General features: G+C 59.6%; 11 protein-coding genes, 5 pseudogenes and 1 riboswitch. Of the genes and pseudogenes, 7 read left to right on the forward strand and 9 right to left on the reverse strand.

What is annotated here, in order from left to right:
* Nucleotides 1-20: 20 nt before the first annotated feature.
* The 5 genes from H8B02_RS17695 to H8B02_RS17715 form a co-directional block, all read right to left on the reverse strand.
* Nucleotides 21-485, reverse strand: a complete 465-nt coding sequence (locus tag H8B02_RS17695; RefSeq protein WP_376711674.1) for a uroporphyrinogen decarboxylase/cobalamine-independent methonine synthase family protein — start codon at nucleotides 483-485, stop codon at nucleotides 21-23.
* Nucleotides 486-618: 133 nt separating this feature from the next.
* Nucleotides 619-820, reverse strand: a riboswitch (cobalamin riboswitch).
* Nucleotides 821-1387: 567 nt separating this feature from the next.
* A complete protein-coding gene (locus H8B02_RS17700; protein WP_229167407.1) occupies nucleotides 1388-2515 on the reverse strand; it encodes an IS630 family transposase in 1128 nt (375 codons plus the stop codon).
* A 374-nt stretch (nucleotides 2516-2889) separates the two neighbouring features.
* Nucleotides 2890-4482 (reverse strand): IS66 family transposase, encoded by a 1593-nt coding sequence (gene tnpC, locus H8B02_RS17705; protein WP_229167408.1) that lies wholly within the window; start codon nucleotides 4480-4482, stop codon nucleotides 2890-2892.
* Between the two features lie 74 nt (nucleotides 4483-4556).
* Nucleotides 4557-4886 (reverse strand): IS66 family insertion sequence element accessory protein TnpB, encoded by a 330-nt coding sequence (tnpB, locus tag H8B02_RS17710; protein WP_229167409.1) that lies wholly within the window; start codon nucleotides 4884-4886, stop codon nucleotides 4557-4559.
* Nucleotides 4887-4897: 11 nt separating this feature from the next.
* Nucleotides 4898-5245, reverse strand: a complete 348-nt coding sequence (locus H8B02_RS17715) for a transposase (RefSeq protein ID WP_229167410.1) — start codon at nucleotides 5243-5245, stop codon at nucleotides 4898-4900.
* A 675-nt stretch (nucleotides 5246-5920) separates the two neighbouring features.
* Here H8B02_RS17715 and H8B02_RS17720 point away from each other — a divergent pair.
* Complete coding sequence (locus tag H8B02_RS17720; RefSeq protein WP_229167411.1) at nucleotides 5921-6769, forward strand: nodulate formation efficiency C protein; 849 nt, start codon at nucleotides 5921-5923, stop codon at nucleotides 6767-6769.
* A gap of 529 nt (nucleotides 6770-7298) precedes the next feature.
* Here H8B02_RS17720 and H8B02_RS17725 read toward each other — a convergent pair.
* Nucleotides 7299-7481, reverse strand: coding sequence for a hypothetical protein (locus H8B02_RS17725; protein ID WP_229167412.1), 183 nt, complete (start codon nucleotides 7479-7481; stop codon nucleotides 7299-7301).
* Nucleotides 7482-8543: 1062 nt separating this feature from the next.
* Between H8B02_RS17725 and H8B02_RS17730 the strand changes: the two are divergent.
* The 3 genes and pseudogenes from H8B02_RS17730 to H8B02_RS17740 all read left to right on the forward strand — a co-directional run.
* Nucleotides 8544-8675 (forward strand): annotated as a pseudogene (locus H8B02_RS17730) (thermonuclease family protein); the annotation flags it as partial.
* Between the two features lie 33 nt (nucleotides 8676-8708).
* Complete coding sequence (locus tag H8B02_RS17735) at nucleotides 8709-9098, forward strand: sunset domain-containing protein (protein WP_229167429.1); 390 nt, start codon at nucleotides 8709-8711, stop codon at nucleotides 9096-9098.
* A 34-nt stretch (nucleotides 9099-9132) separates the two neighbouring features.
* Nucleotides 9133-9852, forward strand: coding sequence for a carbonic anhydrase (locus tag H8B02_RS17740; protein WP_229167413.1), 720 nt, complete (start codon nucleotides 9133-9135; stop codon nucleotides 9850-9852).
* A gap of 707 nt (nucleotides 9853-10559) precedes the next feature.
* On the opposite strand, the pseudogene H8B02_RS17745 reads toward H8B02_RS17740, so the two are convergent.
* From H8B02_RS17745 to H8B02_RS17755, 3 genes and pseudogenes are all read right to left on the reverse strand, one after another.
* Nucleotides 10560-11691: pseudogene (locus tag H8B02_RS17745) on the reverse strand (8-amino-7-oxononanoate synthase).
* Nucleotides 11692-12426: 735 nt separating this feature from the next.
* On the reverse strand, nucleotides 12427-12981 hold the full coding sequence (locus H8B02_RS17750; RefSeq protein ID WP_229167414.1) for a hypothetical protein: 555 nt from the start codon (nucleotides 12979-12981) through the stop codon (nucleotides 12427-12429).
* Nucleotides 12912-13133, reverse strand: coding sequence for a hypothetical protein (locus tag H8B02_RS17755; RefSeq protein WP_229167430.1), 222 nt, complete (start codon nucleotides 13131-13133; stop codon nucleotides 12912-12914). The genes H8B02_RS17750 and H8B02_RS17755 overlap by 70 nt, the downstream gene beginning before the upstream one ends.
* 73 nt (nucleotides 13134-13206) lie before the next feature.
* Between H8B02_RS17755 and H8B02_RS17760 the strand changes: the two are divergent.
* The 3 pseudogenes from H8B02_RS17760 to H8B02_RS17770 form a co-directional block, all read left to right on the forward strand.
* A pseudogene (locus H8B02_RS17760) lies at nucleotides 13207-13341 on the forward strand (transposase domain-containing protein); the annotation flags it as partial.
* A gap of 85 nt (nucleotides 13342-13426) precedes the next feature.
* A pseudogene (locus H8B02_RS17765) lies at nucleotides 13427-13965 on the forward strand (plasmid pRiA4b ORF-3 family protein).
* A 394-nt stretch (nucleotides 13966-14359) separates the two neighbouring features.
* Nucleotides 14360-14569, forward strand: a pseudogene (locus H8B02_RS17770) (sulfotransferase); the annotation flags it as partial.
* Nucleotides 14570-14621: the final 52 nt, after the last annotated feature.

The following is a 14621-nucleotide window of genomic DNA, read 5'->3' on the forward strand; positions in this document are numbered from 1 at the left end:
CCCGGGAGACTACGCCACCCTCAATTCCCACCAACCTCGCGACGGCACCTAGGCTCGCGGGAGGACAGTCTGAACCTCTGTCCCCGATAAACTTCAGGAACCATGTAGTGGTGGTTGGCATCGAACCACTTGGTCATCTCCTGCGCAGGTGCGCCAAACCCGCGCGATCCGTGACCGCAACTCGCATCCTGGCGGTCGCGTTGTGAACCGCGGGCCATGTCGAAGTACGTCTTGAGCCAAACCGATTGGGCTTTCGACGCGTAGATTTCAGGGATGGCGCCAACCATGACGCTCGTGTCGAGCACCTGATCGTACAACGAGAAATCGTTCGACGGAATGACGGTGACACCGAAGGATTTCTGGCGAGCCCAGTTCGCAGCACGCAGGCCGGCTGCGTCCTCGAGCAATTGCTGTTCGCTGAGTGTGCCGGCCCAGTAGCTTTCGAGCGCGAGTTTGAGCTCGCGCCTTGGACCGATGCGTGGCATTCCAAGCGCGGAACCGGAAGGGAGAGAAGAAACATAGCGTTAACCCCATATTGGGGGCAAAGGCCATGGCGGACGCAGGCGGGATCGCGGGAAGCGACGGCTGCTTGGCGCACCACCGGGACACCCGCCCGTGGACGTATATGTTGTCCAGGCAGGTCTCCTGGCTCGCGGGTCATCGCTGCTGTCCGGCCTTCCGGAAGCCGCACAGGCTTCAGTGACCTTGTTGGACAGCGGCTCGCCGCTTACAGTTGCGGGGGCAGCGCCGGCATGTTCAGCGGCTTCCCTCTTAGCTCCGGATCAAGCGGGACCGGAGAACCTCGACGACTTGGATTATCGGCAAAAGAACTCTTCCTCTCAGATGATCCTCTCAGGTTAGCGCTGCAACATCGACTAGGCGAATGACCATTTACCTCGACCGTTGACCACGATTGGAAGCTCTCTCCAACTATAATGTCGGCAGAATTATCCGAGGCGCAAGTGGCGGTGCTTCGAGCGCGCCGGCATCCGGTCTCTCAACAGTCAAAGACCGCTGCCACGCGCAAGACATCCGTGCAAAATCCAGCTGCACGTGGCGCGCATGTTAATCTACGATGCCACCCAATTCTGGTAGGCGCCTTGCGGCCCCTTATGGCGATAATGCTTGACCACGCATATCGATCCGCCTCAACGAAGGCAGGGAGGGTCGCAATGAAAATGACTGTTTGGAGTGCCCTCGGCGTCTTTGCTGTTGCCATCTTTGCGGCTGACCTGTTCGGGTGGCTGGTAAGGCCGTTCATGAGTCAACCCGTCAGACAGACACTCTCTAGATTGTCAACAGCTCAAGACGAAGCTAGCGCGACTTGATCCCCGGCCGCCTACCAGTGGACACCGACTAGGTCAGCGTTTTCGTGGTTCGAATCATATCAGGCGGCCTCGGCGAGCTTGTAGGACCAAGTGTGGATGACGGGATGGCGATTGACGTCGTCAATGCCGGCCATGATGCGCTCCTTGAGTTCGTGTTTTGAGGTCACCCGGATGTGGCGCAAGACGGAGCGGGCGAACTTGGAGAAGAAGCCCTCGATGAGGTTGAGCCAGGAGCCGTGCTTGGGCGTGAACGTAAATTCGAAGCGGCCTACGGGTCGTGTATCGAGCCAGGCTCTGGTTTCTTTCGAGATGTGTGCGGAATGATTGTCGAGGATCAACTTGATCGTGGTCCTGGCCGGGTAAGCGGCATCGAGAAGTTTGAGGAATTCGATGAACTCGCGGCTGCGGTGGCGGTCTTTGACGAGCGCGTGGACCTTCCCGGTCAGCAGATCAATTCCAGCCAACAAGCTGAGCGTGCCATGACGTCGATACTCAAAATCGCGAGCAAAAGCCGGATAAACGCCTGGCACGGGCGGCAAATCCGGCGCCGTCGTCGCGATGGCTTGGATCCCCGGCTTTTCGTCGTAAGAGACGATCGTCACCGGCTTGCCCGATTTCTTCGACTTGGCTTTCTTCGACTTGGCGGCGGCCTTTTTCAGGACCTGAACCTCGCGATAGACACACAGGACCTCCGCCATTTTCTGCTCGAACTCGGCATCGCGACGCTCCAGATAGTAGCGCACCTTGTGCGGCTTGATTTCCTCTTGGCCGAGAATCTTGCACACCGTGCCCTGGACCAGGTTGGCAAGGCACTGGTACCCCACCGACGGGCCGCGCTCGCGCGCATGGCGTGCCAGCAGCCGCGTCGTCCACAACTCGTGCGGATAGCCGTGCTCCTTGGCCTTGTCGCACGCCAAAGACACCAGCCAGGCCTTGGCCTCCGGCGTGATCACCGGCTCCTTGCCTGGTCGCGGTCGGTCGTCGAGTGCCGCCAACGCACCATGGGCTACCGCCCGTTCAACGCAACGCTGGACCGTCTGATGATGGGCGCCAAGTCTTCGTGCCACGGCAAAGAACGACGGGTTCTCGCGGTAGGCCAGCAGCATCGCCGCCCGCGATACCCGGCTCGCCGGCTCGGTCCGCGACCGCGAAAGAGCCGTCAACGTCTCAATTTCCTCCTGGCTCATCGCCAACTCGACTGCTTGCCGCCATCTTGCCATGATACCAATCCTCGTTCGAACAAACTCAAACGAGGAATCCACGAGCACACTTCCAGTTCCGTGCATGCCGGTTTCATGGAATCGGTCGTCTAGATGGAAGCACTGCTCATCCAATCATGAAGAGCGACGGCGAGCCGAGGCGCCCGACCACGGACGCGATGAGCACCACCGCGTGCGTAAACCGGAGCGCGCGCCATCGTATCATCAGCCTGCTTGAGGCCATGCACGTTCCTCGATTCCACATGTCCGGCGCTGAAGATCGGCTTCGCAAGCCTTGGCCATCAAGCGCAAAGTGAAGCTGGCTGAGGCTGCTATCGTTGGTAAGCGGCAAGCTAAGGCCGTCAGGCGGCGTGGTTCCATGGCATAAGCGCGTCGATTTGGCTGCTCGGCCAGCCGTTGGCGATACGCTGAAGTGTTAGGGCGAGCCAGGCGAACGGATCGACGGTGTTCATTTTCGCCGTCTGCAGCAGCGTTGCGATGGTCGCCCAGGTTCGTCCGCCGCCGTCGCTGCCAGCGAAGAGGCTATTCTTTCTCGTAATTGTTTGCGGCCTGATGGCGCGTTCGACGATGTTGGAGTCGAGCTCGATGCGACCATCGGTCAGGAAGCGTTCGAAGATGGCACGCCGCGAGACGGCATAGCGGATCGCCTCGGCCAGTTTTGATTTGCCGGAGATCCGCCGCAAGGTCTGCTGCCAGAAGTCGAAGAGATCTGCGACGATCGCTGCGGAAGCTTGCTGGCGCGCGGCAACGCGTGCGTCGGGGCTTTGACCGCGCACGGTTTTCTCGACCTGCCAGAGCTTTGCCATCCGCTCGACCGTTGTCGTTGCCACTTTCGAGCTCCCTGCAACATGCAGCTCGTAGAACTTGCGTCTGCTGTGTGACCAGCAGCCAGCCAATGTGATGGCGTCATTGCCGCGATCGGGTCGCGCCAACTTGTTATAGGCGGCGTAGCCATCTACCTGCAGGATGCCGCGATAACCGTTGAGGTGCCGGACCGCGCATTCGCCGGCGCGGCTGTCTTCGAAGCGATAAGCCACCATCGGCGGACCGTTGCGGCCAAAGGTTCGGTCATCTCGGGCATAGGCCCATAAGTAGGCCATCTTGGTCGATCCGGAGCCCGGAGCGAGCGTCGGCAAAGTGGTTTCGTCGGCAAAGACCCGTTCGGCCTTCTTGACCTCGCTGAAGATGTAGTCGGCCATGATCTCGAGCTCGAAGCCGAGCTTACCCATCCATTGCGCCATCAACTGGCGGTCCAGCTCGACATGATCGCGGGCGTAGATAGCCTCCTGCCGGTAGAGCGGCAGGCCATCGGCATATTTGGCGACGGCGATCTGGGCCAGAAGCGCTTCCGTCGGAATGCCTCCTTCGATGATGTGGGCCGGGGCCGGCGCCTGGATGACGCCGTCCGCGTTCTTGAAGGCATACTTGGGACGGCGCGTGACGATCACCCGGAACGTCGCCGGCACCACATCCAGGCGCTCCGACACGTCCTCGCCGATCAGCACCTTCTGCTTGCCGGCATGCTCAGCCAGCTCTTCCGGCTCAATGATGGTTTCGATCCGTTCCAGATGGGGTGCAAAGCCCTTGCGCCGACGCGGTGCGCGCTTGCCATCCGCTTGCGCACGGCCCTTGCTGACCTGGGCCTTGATCGCGGCGATGCCGGTCTCGATCTCCTCGAAGACGAAGGCCTGCTGTTCATCGTCGCCGTTCGCCGAGCCGAGCTTTTCCGATCGTCGGCCGAACCGGGCGCGGTCGAAGGCCTTCAGGATCTGCGTCAGCCGCTCAATGCGCGCATCGGCATCGGCGTTGCGGGCCTTGAGATCGGCGACTTCGCTCGCCAGAGTATCGGCGCGGGCCGCTTTCTCGGCCATGGCAAGAACCATGGCCTTCAGCGTCTCTACGTCATTCGGGAGGTTGAGATCGGGCGACGTCATTAGCCCGACCAGAGCACATTTTGCCCCGGTTCTCTTGCCCTTTCAGCTCACTGATTCACTTCGCCGCAGTGCTTTTACCCAACAATCTCCGGCGGCTTGACCGCCACGGACCGCACCCGCTTCCAGTCCATCCCATCGACCAGGGCCATCAACTGCGCAGCATTCATCTGCACCCGATGATGCCCGATCCGCGGCCAGCAGAACTTCGCCTTTTCAAGACGTTTTAAATAGAGGCACACGCCAGAGCCATCCCACCATACGATCTTGATTCGGTCGGCTCTTTTGGCCCGGAACACATAAAGCGCACCGTCGAACGGATCTGAGCCGGCATCGCGCACAAGCGCGACAAGGCCATCGATACCCTTGCGGAAGTCGACTGGATGGCTGGCCAGGAACACCTTCACGCCTGAGGGGATCATGCCGAACGTACCGCCCGGATCACCCGCTGCAGCTGCGCCTCGTCGACGTCCACGCCGGCGCGCACGATCACCTCGCCAATGGCAATTTCGATCACAGCGCCTGACACAGACGCCACCTCACCCCCGCAACTCGAGTGCCGCTCGCGATAATGTCGTTCCGCCCGAGCATCACGGCGCCAGGCAAACAGCTGCGACGGGTGAATGCCGATCCGGCGAGCGATCGCCGAGACGCTCGCGCCAGGCTCCAGCGCCTCTGTCACAACTTGCGCCTTGAACTCGTCCGACCAGCGTCGGCGAAGCTGCCGCGGCGCTCCCTCAAGACGGTCGGCGACCGCTTCGATCATATGGAAGGTTCTAGTTCCAGAACTAGGCGCAGACATAGAAGCTCACATCGGCTCACAAACTCAGCAGCCGATAGCCGATTGCTCACCCCCTGCGCCAGACGGGGTCTCTTTTCCGCTTACTATCGTTGCAGCGCCGCATTTCGCGAAAGAAGCGCAGTGGTCCCTTCGCCGCCGATGCCAAAAGCAGGGTAGAGATGAACGCCAACGTTCCGGTAGCCCAACCAAACCGTTCGACGGCGGCAAAGTGTTCCCACAGTCATCAGGAACTTGGCAGCAAGGCGTTCGCCTGCGCGTCGAAGATCCGATACGCGACAAGGGATGAACAAGCCGGGGCGGATCAGCTGAATGGAAACATTGAAACGAGCGCAAGTCGGAAAGTCGACAAACACAACACGAATCCGGTGCGAATTGCCGGCTGTTTCCTGGCACGAACAATGCAAGCCCTCGGTTGCCCGGGGCTTCTCCTCCTGGGCAGGTCCACCACAGCAAATTGAGGTTGTGGCTGGCCCACTGAAGTTAGCGGCGCGTGACATAGAGCGGACAGCGCCAGCTCGCGCGGGACATCAGCGGGCGCCCGCGTCACGTTGCCGCTAACTTCTTCCAATTCGCGCATAGCATTGAAGGCTGCCCGCTCTGGAATTGACGTGTGGATGAAAATCGGATGGTCGGGCGGCTATGAAGAGAATGTCTACAAGAGGCGTGCTTTGGTTTTGTCTCCATCAATCGCTGATCTGCCTGGCCGGGTTGGCTGCGACGAGCAACAGTCTGCGCGCCAGCGAGAGCGTCCTCGTCGAGAGAGTCAGGTCGACGTGGCGAGCGCAAGACGGTGAAACGATAGAACAGATTGTTTCCAACGTTTCGAAAGTGGCGCAGTTCGTCCCTGGAAACTGGGGAATCGCCGAAGGAATCGACCGAACTGAATATGTTTACCTTTCCTGGACCAGGCATCAGGATAATAAATCAGACGAACACTACGTTATTACCTGGAAGATCGGGACCGATGGGAAGATCGAAGTTGCGTCTCCGTATGCGAAGCCGATCGAACTGGGCTGGCGCGCCCTGGCGCTTTCGTTGATCGCCAGTGAAATCACCGATGGCGAAAAAAACGCAAATCTTCCCTTTCTGCATAATCCGGTCAATTTCAACTTCGTGACGACCGCGCAAGGCAAGCTCGGCAATCTTCTGCGGCACGGCCGCTGCCATATCATCGAACCCATTGTCGTGGACTACGTATCGAAGGCGAATGACAAGCCGACGGAGAAAGGTGATCGGTGGCGCGTTCTGCTGTTGGTGAACTGTAATATACCAGGGCCTCGCTATTTTACCCGTAACGGGGTCATCACCTTCGAGAAGCGCGAGGGACAAGATTGGGAGCCGCAATCCTTCCTTGCCAAGCGTCTCGCGGCCTTTCCTCCTGGCTCCTGGTTCGATCACATAGAGCCAAATGAACACGAAGCGTTAGAGGGGACGCGAAAAGCCTCGGCAAATGGTCGCACAGAGCAAGATGGCAGCGCTGCTCATTGATCGCTGAGCCCCTCGGGCCAACGGCGAGGCACATGCGCTCTGAAACGCATGTCCTGTTATGCCTCGGCAAGGCGAGCCTCTCGCAGCCTGCAGCCCGCCATGGGAAAAGTCAGTCAGCTCTCGGCCCTTTCCTCCAGGAGAAGAGCTCAGCGGCGGCGTAGTAGCTTACGAGAGCCGGTTGGCCGCGCCGCGCGCAACGCAGTGAGAGGAGACAATCTGCGACGCCGCGAGCTCGCCATGCCATTCTTCACGGGACTAGACTAGAAGATGCCTGAGGCCAAGCCCCGATCCGGCGTGCGCGCAGCGCATCGCACGACCAATAGGCACCCGCAGGAGCGTGAGCATAGCGACGCCGAAGGCGGCACGCGGGAGCGAGTGCAGCGACGAGACCGGTTAAGAGGGCCCCCGGGAACGGGGCAGTGATAGCGACGCCGTCATACTTGATGACGGCGGGCCCCTTTCCCGAGTGACCCCGGCGAGGAGCTCCTCAGCCTTGCTGCGAGGGATCGAAGACCGAATTGGGCCAGATCTAAATTTCCTCGCGCGCATTCGTCTGAGCGTCATAGATCCTGATTTGAAGCATGGGGAAACGCTTCTTTAGTTCTGCTCCACCTGCCCTGGCACCGTCTCTGGTTGCAAATTCGGCTTTCAGGCGGCCGTCTACTTCAAGCGTGTAACAAGAGACCGGCAATTCACGGGTCGCTGCAACCATTTCATTCCCATTGTGCAGTGAGTTAATTAAGAATGATGGATAGCGTGAGTCGGCTAAATCCTGCCAGAGCTACCTGCCGGAGTGCAGTCATTGCCAACAATTGTTGTGGATTGATTCATCGCACTGCATACCATCAAGATGGCCATTCCAATAAGGCGGGCGGACGTCTTTCCGTTTGCCCGGTGCATGCACGATAAAGCCAGGGCTCGACCTTACCGTCCTTTCAGATTCCCTGCGGCAACGCTCACACTCATACCGAGCTTCGTGATCTCCATCGTTCGAACATTGACGCAACCTCCCATTGCGCATGAGTCGCCATGCAATCCCCGCTCGAGACCGGACAGATCGCGGACCGAGGCCGACATACAAGGTTAGGGTCCATCTTCAGTCAGAGAAAGCCGGATCAGATTTCTTTCGAGCAATCGGCCTCCTCGCAACTGGCTTGCGGTGAAGTTTCCTCAACATTATCGAACCGCTGGCAGCCCTGTCTAACGATGGAAATGACAAAGGAGTAGCGACGTTGCTGATTCCGCGCTGACGTCCGCTCGGCCGCTGAAGCCGGAAGCGACACGCTTTTATCCTCAGGCCCGAGAGAAATATCCCCGGGGTTCGCCTTTTTCCTGCGTCGCGAGTTCGTCAGCTGAGCACGGAGCTCCGGTCGACAGCATGGGAGGCGAGCCCAGAGAGAGCCCAAACGCACACCGCAAAATGCACACTGAAGAAATCGCTTGAACCTCACGCTGCGTTAGGTCGTAGGTTGAATCATGACCAGCTTTGACAAAGCAAGCGTCGAACAATGCAGGCCAAATGACGCAGTTGTGCGGTCAAGCAGTCGAATGTAGCGAGGCCGGATCGTGCGACTTTATGAGCTGATGAACAAGAACGAAAGGCTGTAAGGATGAAACACCGCATAATGATGGCAGGACTGCTCGCTGTCGTCACATCTCCGGTTTGCGCGGCGAAACTCAGCGGCCCTCCGCACATCCTCGACGGCAACACAATCGAGATCGAGCAAACTAGGATTCGGCTCTCAGGTATCGAGGCGCCAGAGACTGATCAGATTTGCCTCGACGCCATGGCCGCAAATGGGCCTGCGGCGTAGCTGCTCGCGACGCGCTTATCAATTACTCGAATGGACGAACGTGGGATTGTCAGACCGCAGGAGTAGACAAGTACGGCAGATCACTCGGCAGTTGCTTCATCGAAGGCCAGGACGTGAACGCCTGGATGGTAAGCTCGGGCTGGGCACTGTCGTCGGGTCCCTACACCTACACCATCTATGAGGTGGTGGCGAGCAATGCCTTCGCGGGCCTGTGGTCGGGGGCGTTCATCGCGCCCTGGGACTGGCGTCGCCGCAACAAGGGGTCGATCATCGTCGGCGCGAGCTCGGTGCCGGGCGACGCTCAGGAGCTCCTGCTCGGATCCGCTCTGCTATCGGACCCGCCCTCGCCCGAGTGTCTGATAAAGGGCACGGTGGACCGCAACGGCGAGCGCACTTATCACTCGCCCGGGCAACTCAGTTACGCACAAATCGACATGACGAAGAAGCCGGCTGAACGCTGGTTCTGCAGCGAAACTGAGGCCGAAGCCACAGGATGGCGTAGAGCCGCGCAATGAGGTGACACCCATGCATGCAGGCCGTTCCCAGAGGATGTCCTATCCGATCAAGGTCGCGCCTTCGCGCCGCTCACTGTTGCTGTTCGCTATTTCGGCATTAGTCCTGCCGTTTGGCAACAATATTGTCGACGCGAAGCAAGCAAAAGCGCCGCCCAAGCCGGATAACCTGCTCTCGCCAGATGTTGCGCTGAAGCGGCTGATGGAGGGCAACGATCGCTATGTGCAGGGCGCATCGCGAGGGCACGATCTTAAACGCGAGCGCGAACTCTTAGTCGATGGTCAAAATCCATATGCGGCGGTTCTGAGCTGCGCCGATTCCCGTCTAGCGCCCGAACTTGCCTTCGACAGCGGACTTGGTGATCTGTTTGTGCGCCGCCTCGCCGGCAACTTCGCCAACGACGACACGCTAGCTAGTATGGAGTATGCGGTCGCCGTACTGAACACGCCGCTGATCCTGGTACTTGGTCACGATCATTGCGGCGCGATAGAGGCCACAATCAAATCGCTTGACGAGGGTAAGCCGGCGCCGGGGCATACTCCGTCCCTCGTCGCTGCGCTTGCGCCTGCCGTAAGAGGATCTCGCCAGCAAACCGGCGATACGTCCGCCGATGCGATCCGGCAGAATGTGATTGATAACGTCAATAAGCTCAAATCCGCCAGCCCGATTTTGAGCTCGGCAGTTGCGCAGAACACACTGAAGATAGTCGGGGGTCTATATCGGCTCGAAACCGGCAGGGTCGACCTGCTGGGCTGACGCTGGCTTTCGCACGGCCGACCAGCCGTATGCAGCCTGGCCGGCCTTCGATTGAGCGCCGCGAGATTTGCTCGTCCATTGGGACGCAGCAAACGCTCCGGATGTGATCCGTTCCACGATTGTCATAGCTTTGGGATAGGCTTTGGTATGCGCGGTCTCTTGATACTCATCATATTCTTCGTACTTATGTTGGCGACGCGCGGCCAGCCCCAAGAACAACTCGCATCACGGCCGGCAACGTCCATGTCTGCACGTTGATGCGCCGAGCCAACAGAGTTGAATCGATCGCCAGATTGCGCGCAGGCGCGCCAGACTCCGAGCCAAGCCTCCGGAACAGGCGGGAATTCCAGACAGAGATCTCGGCCGCCCATTCCGCCATGACACCGATGCAGATCGGTCCTGCTCAGGTCAACCGGCTCAACCAGGGCTGAAGATCACATAGAGCAGAATTACGACCACGACCGCTGTCCAGCCCGCCGATGTTATGAAAAATGCTACTCGCGTCGGCATCGGACGGTCTCTCCTGCATCGGCCAATGAAGAGACCGCCAGTGTCGGAAGAGCAGACTCGTCGAATCTGCCCTGAGCTCTTTGGATCAGTATAAACCGGAAGTCTCGCGCGCACGAGACTGCGATCACCGATCGGAGGGGCGCGCGCCGGCGCGCACCTTTGAAGATCGTTTACCGATCCGGACGTCGGCCTCGCGATCATGATTGACGAACTCCCCAAGTCTCTTCGACCAACGCATCAATCATATCGGATACATCATCTTGCCCGACATTAAGCGTCAGCGAGATCCGCAACCTCGCCGTTCCCACAGGCACTGTCGGCGGCCGTATCCCGCGGATATCAAAACCGCGCACCTTCAGTGCAGAGGCGAGCCGCATCGCCCGCGCGTTGTCACCCACGATGTACGGAATGATCTGTGAGTTCGAACGGCTCGGGCGGCCGCACGTGGCGAGCTGCCGATGTGTAAAATCGACAAATCGATCAGGCGCTGCTGCCGATCTGGCTCCTCCTGTAGGATCAAGAGCGCTTCCCGAGTAGCGACGGCCATCAGGGGCGATGGCGCGGTGGCGAAAACGGATGGACGGCACCGATTGACCATGAAGTCGCGCAATACACCGGAAGCAGTGACAAGCGCGCCCTCCGTCCCCAGCGCCTTCCCGCAGGTGGACCACCAGGAGATTTTCGCGGCCCTCATAGGGCGCGGTGAGCCCCCGTCCCTGCTCGCCGTAAACACCTGCCTCCTCCACGACCAGGAACGCGTCGCAGCGCTCGGCGATTACGACCAGATCTCTAAGCGGCGCGAAGTCTCCGTCCGTACTGTAGAGGCTATCCACCACGATCCAGACGCGTCCCCTCCGCCCTTGGCGTGCCAGTCGCCAATCGCATCTTCGACCGACTGGGGGTCATTATGGGCGCTTATCCGGAACTCGGCTCGGCCCGCTCGTGCGCCTTCGTGAATACTGGCGCGCACGAACAAATCGAGAACAAGCAGTTCGCCCGCTGCGGCAGTGTTGTCAAAAGAGCGAAATTTGCGATGTAACCGCCGCCGAAGAACAGCGCTGTCTCCGCTCGGAAGTACCGCGCCGCCTCCGCTTCGAGAGCTTCGTGCTCCTCACAATTGCCGCGCAGGAGCCGTGACCTACCAGCTCCGATCGGCGTGCCGGCATCGAGCGCGGTGAACAGAGCCTTCTTCATACGTGGCGCGCTGGCCGGTGCCAGATAATCGTTCGAAGAAAAATCAGTTCCTGCGCGCGACTTTAGGCCGCGCAGCTGATCGTCTTCTTTCAAGGCTTCCAGGGCCGCGACATCTCCACTAAGCGGCGTGTTCATTGATCAAATATCCTGCCGCCCGCAGCAGGGGCCGCGATCGATCGAGTCTTCGTGGCACAGACGTCGGCGCACAGATGTCGGCTTGTGTCACCGACAAATTTGCGAGCAGATCGGGCCGCGCAAGCCGAAGAAGCACGGTGCCTCCAGTCCGTCGGACATGGACCGCCGTCCAGCGAAAGCAAGCCCCATGCTCGGCTGAATCAAGATTCTGACCGTCGCGACCAAGCGCTCCGGGATCGCTCAGCGGCGCCACCAATTGCAGCTCTTGACTTCGTTTCATAACGTGAACGAGCAAGCAGGACGAGCATGCCGACGCGATCCTCGACACGCTTGCCCTTGCCGGTGATGCCGACGCTGCTCATCTTGATGCCAGCGGCACGCGGAGACATCTGCGCCCCTCAATCGTCCCACCCAAAAAGCCCTCCGGAACGGCCGCTGACAGAGTCAACCAGTTGCGGTGCGGACCATTCCGCCCTCGCGACCTATGCTGGCAGATTGGGCACCCTCACGCGCGCGCAAACTTCGTACAGATCGAACAAACGCGCGCTCGCTCGACGAGCGTGATCTAACTGTATCATAAGCGCACGCTTCGTACCCCAGCGCTCGCGACATCATACCCAATTTCGGCGCGTCAAATGACGACCTCCTCGGCACGCGCGTCGGCAACCGCGCCGCCGTTGCGGCGCGGGCCATCTCACGATAACTATTTGACCGATTTGCAACAACAGCTTCGGGTCATCTATGATTCGTCACATCGCGCTGACGGTGATCGGGCCGACGCCCGGAACGCTGAGCAACCTGGCAGCTTCGGGTTCCGTACGGCAATGCCTTCGCATTTGAGCTTCGAGAGCATTGATCTGAGCAGTTAGCAGTTAGGGCGACGAGCTGGTCAGCCAGGATATTCAACGGTGCTCGTACCGCATCGGGGATCAGTGTCGCCGGATCGGATATCCTCTTGATGAGAGAGCCGACGTGCTGAGGGCCTGCCACGGCGATTACACCGAACTCCGCCATATGGCTCCGAATCGCGTTGATCAGCGAAACACGATGCCGCGAAAGGAGTTCATGCGTGCGATGTGCCACCCGCGCCGCCTGTTGCGCCAATGACTTCACAGGAGCGGAGCGAACCGCCGGTCGCGTCACCGCTTCGCAGATCGCTGCTGCGTCCGCAGCGTCGTTCTTTTGCCGCGCGTCATAGGGCTTCACGTACGAAGCCGGAATCATCTTGGTGTCATGGCCAAGCGCGCGAATCTCGCGTGCCCAGTAATGCGATGATGCACATGCTTCCATGCCGACAACACAAGGCGGCAACAGGCGAAAAAGCTCAGAACCTCCTCACGGCGAAGCTTCTTCTGGAGAACAGGGCGACCTTTTGCATCCGCCCCATGAACCTGAAAAACACGCTTTGCCAAATCGAGCCCGACCGTCGTTACTTCGTTCATGGATGGCATCTCCTTTTAAGGCGATCGCCTCGACCGCTTCTAGACTATGACGCCGGAAGCGGGAGCCATCCACCTCATCAAGCTCAATGGCGTCAGTGCCGAGTACTGGCTTGCTGATGTTCTCGCGAAGCTCGTCAATGGTTGGCCTGCGGCGCGACCGGACGAACTGCTCCCTTGGGCGTCGATCTACACGATACATGCACACGATCACACGATCCGAGGCTGGCGGCGTGAGCCTGAACACAACCGCGGTCCGGATCAAGGTGCCCCTCGAGGACGTGAAACCGGAAGTGATGCGTCGCCTTGTCGTACCCGTCACCCTGCGTATGGATCGGCTGCATTTGACGCTTCAGGCGGCGTTTGGCTGGACGAACAGCCATCTCTTCGAGTTCCTGGCCGGCGAAGGACGTTGGGGTATCCCTGATCCCGATGGAGATTTCGGCCCTCAGCCCATCGATGCCCGCAAGACGCGGCTCTCTAATATCGTTCAGGAGACCGGCGCGAAGACGATCCATTATCTCTACGACTTCGGCGACAGCTGGGATCACGTGATCAAACTCGAAAAATGGTTCGACAACACGACAACGGAGGGACTGCCCCTCTTGCTCGAGGCCACCGGCCGTTGTCCTCCGGAAATGTCGGCGGTGCATCAGGCTATGCCGAATACCTCGACGCCATCAGCGACCCCACCCATCCGGAGCACGAACATATGCGCCTCTGGGGTCCGGAGCAGTTCGATCCCAACGTCGTCGACCGGAAGGCGATCGAGGCCGCCGTCAACGCTTTGTCCGACAAATGGAAGCCGCGGCGTCGCGTCACGCCGTCAAAATAGGCGTCAAGCGCCAATCGAAAGGGCCGCAGCGCTACGCTCTGATGTCCTTTTGCAAGACCTAATCGCGCATCAATTTTCCCGCGCCGATTTCCCGGTCGGTTCTTGTCACTGAAGTGCCCATCGGAGGAGACGTGGCCTGGGACGTAGGTGAACAAGCTCTGATGCGCGGATTGGGTACCGCATGTCCATGTATTCGTCCGGGACTGGTCCTGTCTTACAATGGGCGTCGGCATTGCCGGCCACAAAGCGTTGGCGGGAATTCCCCATTCAACGCCACGTCCCCACCGATAGACACGATAACGATACCGGGTGAACCGTAGGTCAGGTCGCCGCAGGAGTCTTGTGCTGGAGCCAGCGGAATCGTCGCGACCAATGTTAGTTGGGAATAGATGCAATGACCCACTCCGCACCGTTGCCTGAGCCGTTCGTGGTCCTTGCGATGCCAAGGGCTGGCACGCACTATCTGGAGCAATTGATAAATGAGCATCCAAGCGGGTTGAGTAACGGTGAGTTGTTCAATTCATATGATTCGAACTGGCCCGATAAGGATCGCCTACTACGCAGTGATCGCGAGCTCCTTGAGCGTGCCCACCTGCGCTATCCCACCCGACGCGGCAGGGCCAAGGTGGACTTAGCACGCAAAGCTGCTTAGCTGA

Source organism: Bradyrhizobium altum, assembly GCF_020889705.1.
GTDB lineage: Bacteria > Pseudomonadota > Alphaproteobacteria > Rhizobiales > Xanthobacteraceae > Bradyrhizobium > Bradyrhizobium altum.